The organism is Streptomyces iakyrus (genome assembly GCF_000717055.1).
Lineage (GTDB): Bacteria > Actinomycetota > Actinomycetes > Streptomycetales > Streptomycetaceae > Streptomyces > Streptomyces iakyrus.
Window position 1 is genome coordinate 225,584 of sequence record NZ_JNXI01000016.1, and the last position, 13,644, is coordinate 239,227.

The 13,644-nt window shown below is 73.0% G+C and carries 13 protein-coding genes; 6 read left to right on the top strand and 7 right to left on the bottom strand.

Translation table 11 applies throughout. From position 1 onward, the window contains the following. Positions 1-60: 60 nt before the first annotated feature. The 3 genes from hutH to OO68_RS25690 all read right to left on the bottom strand — a co-directional run bounded on the left by hutH (position 61) and on the right by OO68_RS25690 (position 3,750). Positions 61-1,599, bottom strand: coding sequence for a histidine ammonia-lyase (gene hutH, locus OO68_RS25680; protein ID WP_033311326.1), 1,539 nt, complete (start codon positions 1,597-1,599; stop codon positions 61-63). 114 nt (positions 1,600-1,713) lie between these two features. Further along, the gene (locus OO68_RS25685) at positions 1,714-2,862 is read right to left on the bottom strand and encodes a GGDEF domain-containing protein (RefSeq protein ID WP_033311328.1); all 1,149 of its coding nucleotides are present in this window, start codon (positions 2,860-2,862) and stop codon (positions 1,714-1,716) included. Between the two features lie 87 nt (positions 2,863-2,949). Beyond that, on the bottom strand, positions 2,950-3,750 hold the full coding sequence (locus OO68_RS25690; protein ID WP_033311329.1) for an enoyl-CoA hydratase/isomerase family protein: 801 nt from the start codon (positions 3,748-3,750) through the stop codon (positions 2,950-2,952). 215 nt (positions 3,751-3,965) lie between these two features. Here OO68_RS25690 and OO68_RS25695 point away from each other — a divergent pair, with 215 nt between their 5' ends. Next, positions 3,966-4,643 (top strand): hypothetical protein, encoded by a 678-nt coding sequence (locus tag OO68_RS25695; protein ID WP_051814805.1) that lies wholly within the window; start codon positions 3,966-3,968, stop codon positions 4,641-4,643. Positions 4,644-4,665: 22 nt separating this feature from the next. Here OO68_RS25695 and OO68_RS25700 read toward each other — a convergent pair whose 3' ends face one another. Together OO68_RS25700 and OO68_RS25705 are read right to left on the bottom strand one after the other, a co-directional pair. Continuing rightward, positions 4,666-5,772, bottom strand: coding sequence for an adenylate/guanylate cyclase domain-containing protein (locus OO68_RS25700; protein ID WP_033311331.1), 1,107 nt, complete (start codon positions 5,770-5,772; stop codon positions 4,666-4,668). Between the two features lie 189 nt (positions 5,773-5,961). Next, on the bottom strand, positions 5,962-6,828 hold the full coding sequence (locus OO68_RS25705) for a biotin--[acetyl-CoA-carboxylase] ligase (RefSeq protein ID WP_033311333.1): 867 nt from the start codon (positions 6,826-6,828) through the stop codon (positions 5,962-5,964). Between the two features lie 110 nt (positions 6,829-6,938). Between OO68_RS25705 and OO68_RS25710 the strand changes: the two genes are divergently transcribed. The 4 genes from OO68_RS25710 to OO68_RS25720 all read left to right on the top strand — a co-directional run bounded on the left by OO68_RS25710 (position 6,939) and on the right by OO68_RS25720 (position 9,676). Next, the gene (locus tag OO68_RS25710) at positions 6,939-8,543 is read left to right on the top strand and encodes an acyl-CoA carboxylase subunit beta (protein ID WP_033311335.1); all 1,605 of its coding nucleotides are present in this window, start codon (positions 6,939-6,941) and stop codon (positions 8,541-8,543) included. 25 nt (positions 8,544-8,568) lie between these two features. Next, positions 8,569-8,778: an acyl-CoA carboxylase epsilon subunit gene (locus OO68_RS25715; protein ID WP_033311337.1), complete on the top strand. Its 210-nt coding sequence runs from the start codon at positions 8,569-8,571 to the stop codon at positions 8,776-8,778. Between the two features lie 116 nt (positions 8,779-8,894). Next, positions 8,895-9,023, top strand: coding sequence for a morphogenic membrane protein MmpB (gene mmpB / locus OO68_RS48330; protein WP_255961279.1), 129 nt, complete (start codon positions 8,895-8,897; stop codon positions 9,021-9,023). 32 nt (positions 9,024-9,055) lie between these two features. Next, on the top strand, positions 9,056-9,676 hold the full coding sequence (locus tag OO68_RS25720; RefSeq protein WP_033311339.1) for a Maf family protein: 621 nt from the start codon (positions 9,056-9,058) through the stop codon (positions 9,674-9,676). Here the strand turns inward: OO68_RS25720 and OO68_RS25725 are convergent. Next, positions 9,645-10,121, bottom strand: a complete 477-nt coding sequence (locus OO68_RS25725; protein WP_033311634.1) for a hypothetical protein — start codon at positions 10,119-10,121, stop codon at positions 9,645-9,647. The genes OO68_RS25720 and OO68_RS25725 overlap by 32 nt on opposite strands. A gap of 335 nt (positions 10,122-10,456) precedes the next feature. Between OO68_RS25725 and OO68_RS25730 the strand changes: the two genes are divergently transcribed. Further along, complete coding sequence (locus tag OO68_RS25730; RefSeq protein WP_033311341.1) at positions 10,457-12,229, top strand: acetyl/propionyl/methylcrotonyl-CoA carboxylase subunit alpha; 1,773 nt, start codon at positions 10,457-10,459, stop codon at positions 12,227-12,229. 416 nt (positions 12,230-12,645) lie between these two features. On the opposite strand, the gene OO68_RS25735 is transcribed toward OO68_RS25730, so the two are convergent. Continuing rightward, positions 12,646-13,632 (bottom strand): DeoR/GlpR family DNA-binding transcription regulator, encoded by a 987-nt coding sequence (locus tag OO68_RS25735; RefSeq protein WP_078625447.1) that lies wholly within the window; start codon positions 13,630-13,632, stop codon positions 12,646-12,648. Positions 13,633-13,644: the final 12 nt, after the last annotated feature.

Consider the following 13,644-nt stretch of genomic DNA (forward strand, 5'->3'; position numbering starts at 1 on the left):
CGCGGGACCCCGCCTGACGGCAGGGCCCCGCCCGCCCTGACCGCAGGGCGCTCTGCGGCCCTACCGGAGCGGCCCGGTGACCTTCTCGACCGCGGCCAGCAGCCGTCCGTCGCGCACGAACGCGTCCGCCGCGGCGAGGTCGGGCGCGAGGAACCGGTCCGGCCCAGGTCCCTGAACTCCCGCTTCCCGTACGGCGTCGATGACCGCCCGCGACGCGGGCGCCGGGGTCAGTCCCTCGCGCAGCTCGACGGCGCGCGTGGCGGCGTAGAGCTCGATGGCGAGGACGCGCGTGAGGTTGTCGACGGCCGTGCGCAGCTTGCGCGCCGCCGACCAGCCCATCGAGACGTGGTCCTCCTGCATGGCGGAGGACGGGATCGAGTCGGCGGATGCCGGTACGGCGAGCCGCTTCAGCTCGCTCACCAGCGCGGCCTGCGTGTACTGAGCGATCATCAGGCCCGAGTCCACACCGGCGTCGTCGGCGAGGAAGGGCGGCAGGCCGTGGCTCCGGTTCTTGTCGAGCAGCCGGTCGGTGCGCCGCTCGGCGATGGAGCCGAGGTCGGCGGCGGCGATGGCGAGGAAGTCCAGGACGTAGGCGACGGGCGCCCCGTGGAAGTTGCCGTTGGACTCGACGCGTCCGTCGGGCAGGACGACGGGGTTGTCCACGGCGGAGGCCAGCTCGCGGTCGGCGACCAGCCGGGCGTGGGTCATGGTGTCCCGGCCGGCACCGGCGACCTGCGGGGCGCAGCGCACCGAGTAGGCGTCCTGGACGCGCGGAGCGTCGTCCTGGTGGTGCCCGGTCAGGCCCGAGCCCTTCAGCACGGCCGCCATGTTGGCGGCGCTGGCGGCCTGCCCCGGGTGCGGCCGGATGGCGTGCAGTTCCGGCGCGAGGACCTTGTCGGTGCCGAGCAGGGCTTCCAGGGACAGGGCGGCGGTGACGTCGGCGGACCGGTAGAGCGTCTCCAGGTCGGCCAGGGCCATCACCAGCATGCCGAGCATGCCGTCGGTGCCGTTGAGGAGGGCGAGGCCCTCCTTCTCGCGCAGTTCGACCGGCTGGATGCCGTGTGCGGCGAGGAGTTCGGCGGCGGGGCGCACGACACCGTCGGGACCCTCGGCGTCGCCCTCGCCCATGAGCGCCAGCGCGCAGTGGGACAGCGGCGCGAGGTCGCCGGAGCAGCCGAGGGAGCCGTACTCGTGGACGACGGGGGTGATCCCGGCGTTGAGGAGGTCGGCCATGGTCTGCGCGACCTCGGGGCGGACGCCGGTGTGCCCGGAGCAGACGGTCTTCAGCCGCAGGAACATCAGGGCGCGCACGACTTCCCGCTCCACGGCCGGGCCCATCCCGGCGGCGTGCGAGCGGACGATGTTGCGCTGGAGCTGCGCGCGCAGCTCAGGGCTGATGTGCCGGGTCGCCAGGGCGCCGAAGCCGGTGCTCACGCCGTACACGGGGTCCGGCTTGGCCGCCAGCGCGTCCACGATCTCGCGGGCCGCGGCGAGGGCGGCCACGGCCTCCTCGGAGAGCTCGACGCGGGCGCCGCCGCGCGCCACGGCCAGCACGTCGGACGCCGTCACCCCGGCCGTCCCCACCACCACAGTGTGCATATCCATATTCAGGAGCGTACGCAGTGAATTCGATGATGTCACCACTGGGGACGGCGTTCGCCCCTTACCGAATACGTCACACCACCGGTTGCCGGTCACACCGCCCGGGCCGGGTCAGGGCGCGTGCCGCCCCCGGAACCGCCGGCGCTCTCCGCCCTCCTCCTGGGACGGCTCGTCCGCGAGCCGTACGACGGGGTCGTCGGGCCCGGCCCGGCCCGCCACCACCGGCCTGTTCGCCCGCTCTGCCTTGGCCCGGTACTGGGCGGCGTCGGCGAGCCGGAAGAGCCGCCGGGCCGAGCGCACGGGCCCGATCGGGTCCTCGGTGGAGGCGACACCGCAGGCCACCCCGTCCCCGAGCTCCAACTCCGTGGCCCGGCGGCACAGTTCACCGGCCGCCTTGACTACCTGGTCGGCGGGCGGCCCGACCGCGAGCAGACAGAACTCGTCCCCGCCCAGCCGTGCGGCCAGCGCCCCGGGCAGCATGGCCCCGCACAGCGACAGCACCGACCCGAACCGCTCCAGGAGCCGGTCCCCGGCGGCGTGCCCGTGGGTGTCGTTGACCCGCTTGAGCCCGTTCAGATCGCAGACGACGAGACTGACGACGGCCCCGTCCCTGCGGTGCCGCTCGATCGCCCGCTCCAGGCGTACGTCCACGGCACGGCGGTTGGCGAGCCCGGTGAGGGAGTCGGTGAAGGCCAGCCGCCGGGCCTCCTCAAGACGCTCGGTCTGGGCGATGCCGGCGGCCACGACGGAGGCCAGGACCGTGGCGAAGTCGGCGTCGCCCCGCCCGAAGACGGCCTCGCCGGCCGGGCGGGCCACGTACAGCTCGCCCCAGGCCCGGCCGTGCAGCACGATGGGCGCGACCACGCAGCAGCCGCGGCCCCGGCGGCGCAGGGCGGCGACCCGCTGGTGGCAGTACCCGGACTGCCCCGCGGCGGGCCCCTCGGCGGTCTCCACCCAGGCGTCGGGCTCCCCGCCGCCGGCCCACTGTTCGTGCAGGAACTCGGTGATCTCCGCGAACTGGTGCACCGGGTAGGCCTCGTCCTCCGGGAACTCCTCCTCGCCCTCGGCCAGCTCGCCGACGTTCACGAGGACCCGCAGCCGCCCCAGCTCCCGCTCCCACACCGACAGCGCGGCGAAACTCCCACCCAGCGCCCGGCACGCCCCGGCGGCCGCGGCACGCCATGCCTCACGCGACCCGTGTGCGGCCGCCATCCCCTGAGCCAACGCGACGACGGCCGCCAGCCGTCTGTCCTCACCCATCACTCCAGGCTAGGGAGTTTCCAGCCAGACTGACCTGTTTACGACGCGAACGGGGACGACCGATATCGCCCGGGGGTGCTCCGGCCCCTACTCCCCCGGCCACTGCGGCTTGCGCCGCTCGTTGAAGGCCGCGACGCCCTCCGCCCGGTCCCCCGAGAACGCCGTGGCCCGCCACGCCGCGTCCTCGACCTCGAGACCGGCCCGCAGGTCCAGCCCCTGCCCGAGCCGCAGCGCCCGCTTCGCCGCCCGCAGCCCCACCGGGGAGTTCCCGGCGATCCGGGCCGCCAGCGCCAGCGCCGCCTCCCGGTCCCGGCCCTCGTCCACCAGCTGATCGACCAGCCCCAACTCGCCCGCCTCCGCGGCCTCCACCCGCCGCGCGGAGAAGATCAGCTCGGCCGCCCGGGCCGCCCCGACCCGCCGCGGCAGCAACTGCGTGCCCCCGCCCCCCGGGATCACCCCGACCGACACCTCCGGCAGTCCCACGACCGCCGTCCGGTCCGCCACGATCACGTCGCAGGCCAGCGCCAGCTCGAACCCGCCCCCGAGTGCGAACCCGTGCACCGCCGCCACCGTCGGCACCGGCAGCTCCAGCACCCCGGTGTACGCCCCGCGCGTCACCGGCCGCTGCCGCAGCAGATCGGCGTCGCTGAACGAGTTCCGCTCCTTCAGGTCGGCCCCGACGCAGAACGCCCGCTCGTGCGTCGAGGTCAGGACGACGGCCCGCACCTCCCGGTCCTCCCCGAGCGCCGTACACGCCCCGGCAATGGAGCGCGCCATCGCCGTCGACACCGCGTTCATGGCCTTGGGCCGGTCGAGGACGAGCTCCGCGACGTGCCCCTGCTCATGCCGCCGCACCGCCACGAACTCCCCGAACCGTTCCTCACTCATGACACCCTCCGGTTAACGCGGGTTAACAAAGTCGACGCTCAGATCATCGCAGCCGCACCCCACCCGCGAAAGGGCGGACACCTCCGGCCCGCACCACCCCCGCCCACCCGTTCGAGTGACATCACCGCAACTCCGGCCCAAACACCCATGGGAGCGCATAGCGTGCGTCCCTCACGGCGCACAGGGGGCGCATGTGCATCGGGGAGGGGACCGTGATGACGACGAACACGCCGACGAAACCGCACCAGGCCACCAGGGCCGCCCCGGCACCTCGTCGGCGGGAGCCGCCCGCGCCCCACGAGCCTGCCCCGGCCGACACCCGCCGCGCCCGGGGCCGTCACCGCAAGCCCCGCCCCCGCAAGGTCCTGCTCGCCGCCGGCGGCCTCGCCCTCGCCGCAGGCGCCCTGAGCCTGCTGCGCCTGACCTCCGGGCCGGGCCCCGACGCCCGCGCCGTAGAGGCCGGGCCCCGTCCGGAGCCCGTCCGCACCACCACGGACGACGCCACCGGCACGGCCGCGACCTCCCCGGCGGCCCCTGACGCGAGCCCCTCGTCGCCCGCGGCCCTGGGCGGCCTCACCCCGTCACCGGCCGCCGAGGGCGCGCGGCCGTCCCCGTCCACCACGACCGGCACCACGGCGGCCTCCACGGCAGCCGCCCCGGCGCCCACGACCGTCCCCGACACGCCGAACCCGCCGAACGCCCAAGCCCCGGCACCGACGCCCCCGGGCGGCGACACCACGCGCCCGACTCCGGCCCCGGCACCGCCCGCACCGCCGAGCCGGACCGCACCGGCCCCGACGCCCAAGCCCGAGGAGGCGGAGAAGCCGCACGATCCGTCCCTGTGCGTGCCGGTCATCGGCCTCTGCGTGGACTCACCGGTCGACCGCCGCTGACGTCCGGCCGACGCGACGGCTGCTACGGCGCGCTGTCCCGCCGCGTGAGCAGCCACGGCTCCACGACGCCCAGGCCACGCACCGGCCGCTGCCACATCGGCTGCAGCCCGAACCGGTACGACGGGGGCTCCTCGCCCTCCTTCTCCGCCGCCGCGGCCTCCTCGGCCGCCTCCGCCTCCGAGGCCGGGGCGTCCTGCGTACGGATCAGCTCCTCGGCGAAGGCGGTGTCGACGAGGACGGCGTCCTTCGGCGCTATCGAGGTGAGCCGGGAGGCCAGGTTCACGGTCGTACCGAACACATCACCCATACGGGTGGTCACCGTGCCGAACGCCATGCCGACGCGCAGCTCCGGCATCGTCTCGTCGTGCGCCATGGTCTCGATCAGCCGCAGGGCGATCTCGGCGGCCGTGCCCGCGTCGTCGGCGGCGTAGAGCACCTCGTCACCGAGGGTCTTGATCAGCCGTCCGCCGTTCGCGGCCACCAGGTCGGCGGCCGTCGTCTCGAAGGCCTCGACGAGCTCGCCGAGCTCCTCCTCCTCCATGCGGCGGGTCAGGCGCGTGAAGCCGACCAGGTCGGCGAAGCCGACGGCCAGGCGCCGGTCGACCATCTCCTCGTCGTCGGCCGCCTGCACGACCCGCCCGGCCGAGGCGGCGAGCTGGCGACGCCAGACGTAGACCAGGAATTCCTCCAGCTCGGGCAGGAGCAGCTCGACGATCGGGTACGTCACCTCGGTGCGGGTCATGCCCGGCTCGGGCGGCTCGGTCAGCCCCTCCAGGAAGGAGTCGATCTGCCACTCGGCGAGCCGCGCGGTGGTCTGCCCGGTGGACCGGGCCACCTGTACGGCCATCGCCTCGCTCAGCAGCCCCGCCTCGACTAGACCGGCGAGGCGCCGCAGGGCGAGCACATCGGCCTCCGTGAGGGCCTTGGCCTGGCCGATGTCGGCGAAGCCCATGGCCCGCCAGAAGCGGGAGGCCAGTTCCATGGAGACACCGGCGCTGCGGGCCGCCTGAAACGGGGTGTAGCGGCGCTCGGCGCCCAGGATGAGCCCTTCGAGGCGCAGGGCGAGCGGATCCTCGCCGGAGTCGGCGCCCTGCGCGTCCTCGCCGGAACCCGAGTCGTCGACGGTCACGCGTGTTGCCCTTCCGATCTGTCACGGTCATGTATCGACCGGCCTCAACTCTACGGCAGTGTGCGCCAGCTCACTCCGTCAGGTTCAGCCGAGGCCGGCGCTGCGGGCATGCGTGCCGCTGCGGGCGGCACCCGTCCCCATGGGAGCGGCACCCCGCCACGCCGGGCTGCGGGCCCACCCGGCCTCGGCTCACGCCGGCCTCAGGTGCACGATGTCCCCGGCCCCGACCGGCTCCTGCATGCCCTCCTCCGTCGCCAGCACCAGCCGCCCGTCTCCGTCCACAGCCACCGCTTCCCCCACGACCGACCGATCCCCCGGCAACTCCGCCCGCACCACTCTCCCGAGCGTCGCGCACCCGGCTGCATATGCCTCCTGCAACCCGCTCGGACTCGGGTCACCTCCGGCCGCGCGCCACTTGCCGTACCAGTCCTCCAGCGAGCGCAGCACCCCCCGCAGCAGCGGATCCCGGTCCGTGCTCACGGCCCCGGCCAGGCCCAGGGAGCCCGCCGTCGGCACGGGCAGTTCGCCGGCCTTGAGCGAGACGTTGATGCCGACCCCGATGACGACCCCGTCGTCGCCGGCCCGCTCGGCCAGGATTCCGCCGGTCTTGCGCTCCGCGCCCCCCACCGTGACCAGCAGGTCGTTCGGCCACTTCAGGGCCGTGTCCACGCCGGCCGCCCGCGACAGCCCCGTCGCCACCGCGACGCCCGTGAGCAGCGGCAGCCACCCCCACCGGGCGACCGGCACCTCGCTGGGCGCGAGCAGCACGGAGAAGAAGAGGCCGGAGCGGGGCGGCGCCGTCCACTGGCGGTCGAGGCGGCCGCGGCCCGCCGTCTGCTCCTCGGCGACCAGCACCGCGCCCTCGGTCACCTCGCCCTTCGCCGCCCGCGCCACCAGATCGGAGTTCGTGGAGCCGGTGCGCTGCACCACGTCCACCTCCGACCACAGCCCTCCCGGCCGCACCAGTCCCCGGCGCAGGGCGGTGATGTTGAGGGGCGGACGGTCCAGGTCGGACCAACGGCTTCCGTTCGGCTCTGATGCATCTCGCGGCGTCATGCAAGCCACCCTAGGTGTGGTAAACGCCGCACTGCCGATGTGGAGGGCCCCCACTACTCTACGGATGAGTAACCGTCCCCCCTTTTGAGCAGGCAGGGAGCCGCATCCCGATGTCCGAGCCGGAAGAGCAGCAGCAGCCCGACATTCACACGACCGCGGGCAAGCTCGCGGATCTGAAGCGACGCATCGAGGAAGCGACACACGCCGGCTCCGCACGCGCCGTCGAAAAGCAGCACGCCAAGGGCAAGCTGACGGCCCGTGAGCGGATCGAGCTCCTGCTCGACGAGGGCTCGTTCGTCGAACTCGACGAGTTCGCCCGGCACCGCTCCACGAACTTCGGCCTCGACAAGAACCGCCCGTACGGCGACGGCGTCGTCACCGGGTACGGAACCGTCGACGGCCGCCCGGTCGCCGTGTTCTCGCAGGACTTCACGGTCTTCGGCGGAGCCCTCGGCGAGGTCTACGGGCAGAAGATCGTCAAGGTCATGGACTTCGCCCTGAAGACCGGCTGCCCGGTCATCGGGATCAACGACTCCGGCGGCGCCCGCATCCAGGAGGGCGTGGCCTCCCTCGGCGCCTACGGCGAGATCTTCCGCCGCAACACCCACGCCTCCGGCGTCATCCCGCAGATCAGCCTGGTCGTCGGCCCCTGCGCGGGCGGCGCGGTGTACTCCCCGGCCATCACCGACTTCACGGTCATGGTCGACCAGACCTCGCACATGTTCATCACCGGCCCCGACGTCATCAAGACCGTCACCGGTGAGGACGTCGGCTTCGAGGAGCTGGGCGGCGCCCGCACCCACAACGCGACCTCCGGAGTCGCCCACCACATGGCGGGCGACGAGAAGGACGCCATCGAGTACATCAAGCAGCTGCTGTCCTACCTGCCGTCCAACAACCTCTCCGAGGCACCGGCCTTCCCCGAGGAGGCCGACCTGGAGGTCAGCGACGAGGACCGCGAGCTGGACGTGATCGTCCCGGACAGCGCCAACCAGCCGTACGACATGCACGCGGTGGTCGAGCACGTCCTGGACGACGCCGAGTTCTTCGAGACGCAGCCGCTGTACGCGCCGAACATCGTCACCGGCTTCGGGCGGGTCGAGGGCCACCCGGTGGGCATCGTCGCCAATCAGCCGATGCAGTTCGCCGGCTGCCTGGACATCAAGGCCAGCGAGAAGGCCGCCCGCTTCGTGCGCACCTGCGACGCCTTCAACGTCCCGGTCATCACCTTCGTCGACGTGCCCGGCTTCCTGCCCGGCGTCGACCAGGAGCACGACGGCATCATCCGCCGCGGCGCCAAGCTGATCTACGCCTACGCCGAGGCGACCGTCCCGCTCATCACGATCATCACCCGCAAGGCGTTCGGCGGCGCCTACGACGTCATGGGCTCCAAGCACCTGGGCGCCGACCTCAACCTCGCCTGGCCCACCGCCCAGATCGCCGTCATGGGCGCCCAGGGCGCGGTCAACATCCTGCACCGCCGCACCATCGCCGAGGCCGAGGCGGGCGGCGAGGACCTGGAGGCGGTCCGCGCCCGGCTGATCCAGGAGTACGAGGACGCCCTCCTCAACCCCTACGTCGCGGCCGAGCGCGGCTACATCGACGCCGTGATCCTGCCCTCCGACACCCGCCGTCACGTCGTACGCGGCCTGCGTCAGCTGCGTACCAAGCGGGAATCCCTGCCTCCGAAGAAGCACGGCAACATCCCCCTCTAGCCATCAGCGAGCCCAGGAGGCCCACATGACGATCAAGGTCGTACGGGGCAACCCGACCCCGGAGGAGCTGGCCGCCGCCCTGGCGGTGGTCAGGGCGCGCGCCGCGGCGGCGGCAGCCGCCCCGCCCGGCGCGCCGACGTCCCGCGATTCCTGGTCCGACCCGTCCCGCATCGCGTCCCACCGCCTGCCCCAGCCCGGGCCGACGGCGTGGGGCCGCACCTACTGGCCGGGCTAGAGCCCCCCGCCCCGGCCCCCAGGGGCCGGGGAACCGCGCACGGCGGAACAACGCGGGGCGCCGATTTGAGTACCCCTACTCAGGCGCCCCGCCCCGCCGAGCCGCACGCTGGACTCATGCTGTGGTCCGACCCCGAGAACGAACCGCCGAAAGAACTCCGCGACATGCAGGACATGCTCCGGCGGCTGGGCGTTCTCATGGCGTTGGCCATGTTCGTGGCCATGCTGGTGATCGGTGTGAGGTGAGGGGACCTCACCCGTTTGACTAACCTGACTGCATGACTGCTCAGCGCCGCAGGCGACTCGTCCTCGCCTCCCAGTCCCCCGCCCGGCTCGGACTGCTCCGCCAGGCCGGCCTCGCCCCCGAGGTGATCGTGAGCGGCGTCGACGAGGACGCCGTCACCGCCCCCACCCCCGCCGAGCTGGCGCTCGCCCTGGCCGAGGCGAAGGCGTCCGTCGTGGCGGCCCGGCCGGACGTCAAGGGCGCGCTCGTGATCGGCTGCGACTCGGTACTCGACCTGGACGGCCAGGCCCTCGGCAAGCCCGCCGACGCCGAGGAGGCCACCGCCCGCTGGAAGTCCATGCGCGGCCGCGCCGGCACCCTCCAGACCGGCCACTGCGTCTACGACACGCTCACCGGCCGCTACGTCTCCGCCACCGCCTCCACGGTCGTCCACTTCGGAGACCCCTCCGAGGAGGAGATCGCCGCCTACGTCGCCTCGGGAGAACCCCTCTACGTCGCCGGGGCGTTCACCCTGGACGGCCGCTCGGCCCCGTTCATCGACGGCATCGACGGCGACCACGGCAACGTCATCGGCATCAGCCTGCCCCTGCTGAGGCGGCTGCTGGCCGAACTGGGCGTCGGTATCACGGAGTTGTGGGCGCAGGCGGAGAAGTGACGGGAGATCCGTCGCCGCTCTTCCCGCCCGCGGGCGTGGCGTCGGCGGGCTCCGCCGGACGGTCGTACGTCATCAGCAGCAGCACGATCAGGGCGAGGACCAGCACCATGAACAGGAACGCGGTCCAGCCGACGAGGCCCCAGGTGAACGCGCCCAGCAGGGCGTGCACGACCGCCGCGCTGATCAGCAGCACGCGCCCGAAGCCGGCCGGGGGCCGGTCCCGCAGCGCCACGAGCAGGGCGACCAGGCCGCACAGCGCGAAGTAGAGGCCGAAGGCGACCCCGCCGATCTTCGACGACACCGACATCATGTGCGGGTCCAGCCCTGCCAGCGACATGTCCTGCCGGTCGACGACGACCCCCAGGAACCAGTTGAGCGCGGCGACTCCGAACGCCTCGGCGAACAGCACCACCGCCACGACCCACGCCACCGGCCTGCGTATCACCGGGCCCACCCTCTTCCCTCGAAGACACCGCGAGGCTACTAACGGGTAAACCGGGGGACAAGGGTCCGGCGGCCGGCAAAGAATCATTGGGCCATTCGTAGGGACTCCACAAAGAAACCGAGTGGCCCGCAGCACGTGATGACAGAGACCTTGACCACAGGAGAGGGCTAGGGTTTGCCGGAGGACTACTGCGGACCGCGGTGCGACAAGGGATTTCACGGGTCGAGCGAGCCACGCATCACGCTCCGTGTGGGCAAGCTCACCACTGGGGACGGGTCGAAGTGTCGTGTCGGCAGTCCCTAAACTCGGCTTGTTTCAAGGAGGGAGCCTCAATCGTGCGCAAGGTGCTCATCGCCAACCGTGGCGAAATCGCTGTCCGCGTGGCCCGGGCCTGCCGGGATGCCGGTATCGCGAGCGTGGCCGTCTACGCCGACCCGGACCGGGACGCTCTGCATGTCCGCGCCGCGGATGAGGCGTTCGCCCTGGGCGGTGACACGCCGGGCACCAGCTACCTCGACATCGAGAAGGTGCTGGGCGCCGCCCGAGAGTCGGGCGCGGACGCGATCCACCCCGGCTACGGCTTCCTCTCCGAGAACGCCGAGTTCGCTCAGGCGGTCCTGGACGCGGGCCTGATCTGGATCGGCCCGCCACCGCAGGCCATCCGCGATCTGGGTGACAAGGTCGCCGCCCGGCACATCGCGCAGCGCGCCGGCGCCCCGCTGGTGGCCGGCACGCCCGACCCGGTCTCGGGTGCGGACGAGGTCGTCGCGTTCGCCGAGCAGCACGGCCTGCCGATCGCGATCAAGGCCGCCTTCGGTGGTGGCGGTCGCGGTCTGAAGGTCGCCCGCACCCTCGAAGAGGTGCCGGAGCTGTACGACTCGGCGGTCCGTGAGGCCGTCGCCGCGTTCGGCCGGGGCGAGTGCTTCGTCGAGCGCTACCTGGACAAGCCCCGGCACGTGGAGACCCAGTGCCTGGCCGACCAGCACGGCAACGTGGTCGTCGTCTCCACCCGTGACTGCTCGCTGCAGCGCCGCCACCAGAAGCTGGTGGAGGAGGCCCCGGCCCCCTTCCTGTCCGACGCGCAGATGGAGGAGCTGTACTCCGCCTCCAAGGCGATCCTGAAGGAGGCCGGCTACGTCGGCGCCGGCACGGTCGAGTTCCTCGTCGGCCTCGACGGCACGATCTCCTTCCTGGAGGTCAACACCCGCCTCCAGGTGGAGCACCCGGTCACCGAGGAGGTCGCCGGCATCGACCTCGTGCGCGAGATGTTCCGTATCGCCGACGGCGAGGAGCTCGGTTACGGCGACCCGGAGCTGCGCGGCCACTCCTTCGAGTTCCGCATCAACGGCGAGGACCCGGGCCGCAACTTCCTGCCCGCTCCCGGCACGGTCACGACGTTCGCCCCGCCGTCCGGCCCGGGTGTGCGTCTGGACGCCGGTGTGGAGTCCGGCTCGGTCATCGGCCCGGCGTGGGACTCCCTGCTGGCCAAGCTGATCGTCACCGGCCGCACGCGGAAGGAGGCCCTCCAGCGGGCCGCCCGCGCGCTGGAGGAGTTCCAGGTCGAGGGCATGGCGACGGCGATCCCGTTCCACCGTGCGGTCGTCAGGGACCCGGCGTTCGCGCCCGAGCTGACGGACTCGTCCGACCCGTTCACGGTCCACACCCGCTGGATCGAGACGGAGTTCGTCAACGAGATCAAGCCGTTCGCCGCGCCGGCCGACGCCGAGGCGGACGAGGAGCCGGGCCGCGAGACGGTCGTCGTCGAGGTGGGCGGCAAGCGCCTCGAGGTCTCCCTGCCGTCGTCGCTGGGCATGTCCCTGGCCCGTACGGGTCTCGCGGCGGGCGCCAAGCCGAAGCGCCGCGCGGCGAAGAAGTCGGGCCCGGTGGCCTCCGGCGACACCCTCGCCTCCCCGATGCAGGGCACCATCGTCAAGGTGGCCGTCGAGGAGGGCCAGGAGGTCAAGGAGGGCGACCTGGTCGTCGTCCTGGAGGCCATGAAGATGGAGCAGCCCCTCAACGCGCACCGGTCGGGCACCATCAAGGGCCTGAGCGCGGAGATCGGCGCGTCGGTGACGTCGGGCGCGGCCATCTGCGAGATCAAGGACTGACACCCCACCCCTGGCGCGGCGCCCACCCCTCGGGGGTGGGCCGGTGCCGCGCCGGGGGTGTCCGTCCTCGGAACGGCGCGACGGGGTTGCGTACCGACTAACCGTCCGTCGACGCGCCAACCGCTGCGGGCGGACACCCCCCGACACGTCCCCTTGCGTCCGACGGTGGGTGCGGGCGCGCTCTGCCCCAGCTGCGGGCATGCGTGCCGCTGGGGGCGGCACGGGTGGGCGTTGGGGTCCCCCTGCTCGAGCGAAGCCGAGAGCTTGGGGGAGGCACTCCGAACCGCCGGGCTGCGGACCGACCCGGCCTCAGCGACAACGGCCCGGCACCTCGCTGCGCCGGGTCGCGGACCCACCCGGCGTCAGCGACAACGCCGGGGCCTGAAAAGCAACCGCGGCTCACCCCGCCGTCGGCGTCAACGCCGCCGCAGGTCCGCCACCCGGGCCCGCTCGGCCCCGGGCCCCTGGTCCCCCAGCATCGTCGTGGAGCGCAACCCGCCCCCACCCCCTGGCACCTGCCGCCGAGGCCCCGGCACCGGCACGTCCCGACGCTGCTGACGCGCCGGAACCGCATCACCCCCCGGACCCCCCGCACCCGCACCCGACCCCGCCGAACCCCCTTGCCCCCCGGCCACGGCGATCTGCACGCCCTGGTCGGCAAGCGCCTGGAGTTCCGTGGCGGCACGGTCGTCGTGCGCGGGCGGCTCATCGGTGACGAGGCGCGTGATGAGATCCGTGGGCACGGTCTGGAACATGGTGTCGGTGCCGAGCTTGGTGTGGTCGGCGAGGACCACGACCTCCGCGGCCGCCTGCACCAGCGCCCGGTCGACGGACGCCGACAGCATGTTGGACGTGGACAGCCCCCGCTCGGCGGTGAGCCCCGCTCCGGACAGGAACGCCCGCGACACCCGCAGCCCGTGCAGGGACTGCTCGGCACCGCTGCCGACCAGGGCGTAGTTCGAACCGCGGAGCGTACCGCCGGTCATCACGACCTCGACCCGGTTGGCATGGGCCAACGCCTGGGCCACCAGCAATGAGTTGGTCACGACGGTCAGCCCGGGCACCCGGGCCAGCCGGCGCGCCAGCTCCTGGGTCGTCGTACCCGCACCGACCACGATCGCCTCCCCCTCTTCCACGAAGTTCGCGGCGAGGTCGGCGATGGCGGTCTTCTCGGCGGTCGCGAGATGAGACTTCTGCGGAAAGCCGGACTCCCGCGTGAAACCGCCCGGCAGTACCGCACCGCCGTGCCGGCGGTCGAGGAGTCCTTCTGCCTCCAGCGCGCGCACGTCCCGCCGTACGGTCACTTCGGAGGTCTGGACGACGCGGGCGAGCTCACGGAGCGACACGGCCCCGTTGGCTCGCACCATTTCGAGGATCAATTGGCGACGTTCTGCAGCGAACACGAAACTGACAGT

Excerpts from the sequence above, each read along its gene's own strand:
- hutH (WP_033311326.1), bottom strand. The coding sequence starts at position 1,599 with ATGCACACTGTGGTGGTGGGGACGGCCGGGGTGACGGCGTCCGACGTG.
- OO68_RS25685 (WP_033311328.1), bottom strand. The coding sequence starts at position 2,862 with ATGGGTGAGGACAGACGGCTGGCGGCCGTCGTCGCGTTGGCTCAGGGG.
- OO68_RS25690 (WP_033311329.1), bottom strand. The coding sequence starts at position 3,750 with ATGAGTGAGGAACGGTTCGGGGAGTTCGTGGCGGTGCGGCGGCATGAG.
- OO68_RS25695 (WP_051814805.1), top strand. The coding sequence starts at position 3,966 with ATGACGACGAACACGCCGACGAAACCGCACCAGGCCACCAGGGCCGCC.
- OO68_RS25705 (WP_033311333.1), bottom strand. The coding sequence starts at position 6,828 with ATGACGCCGCGAGATGCATCAGAGCCGAACGGAAGCCGTTGGTCCGAC.
- OO68_RS25710 (WP_033311335.1), top strand. The coding sequence starts at position 6,939 with ATGTCCGAGCCGGAAGAGCAGCAGCAGCCCGACATTCACACGACCGCG.
- OO68_RS25715 (WP_033311337.1), top strand. The coding sequence starts at position 8,569 with ATGACGATCAAGGTCGTACGGGGCAACCCGACCCCGGAGGAGCTGGCC.
- mmpB (WP_255961279.1), top strand. The coding sequence starts at position 8,895 with ATGCTGTGGTCCGACCCCGAGAACGAACCGCCGAAAGAACTCCGCGAC.
- OO68_RS25720 (WP_033311339.1), top strand. The coding sequence starts at position 9,056 with ATGACTGCTCAGCGCCGCAGGCGACTCGTCCTCGCCTCCCAGTCCCCC.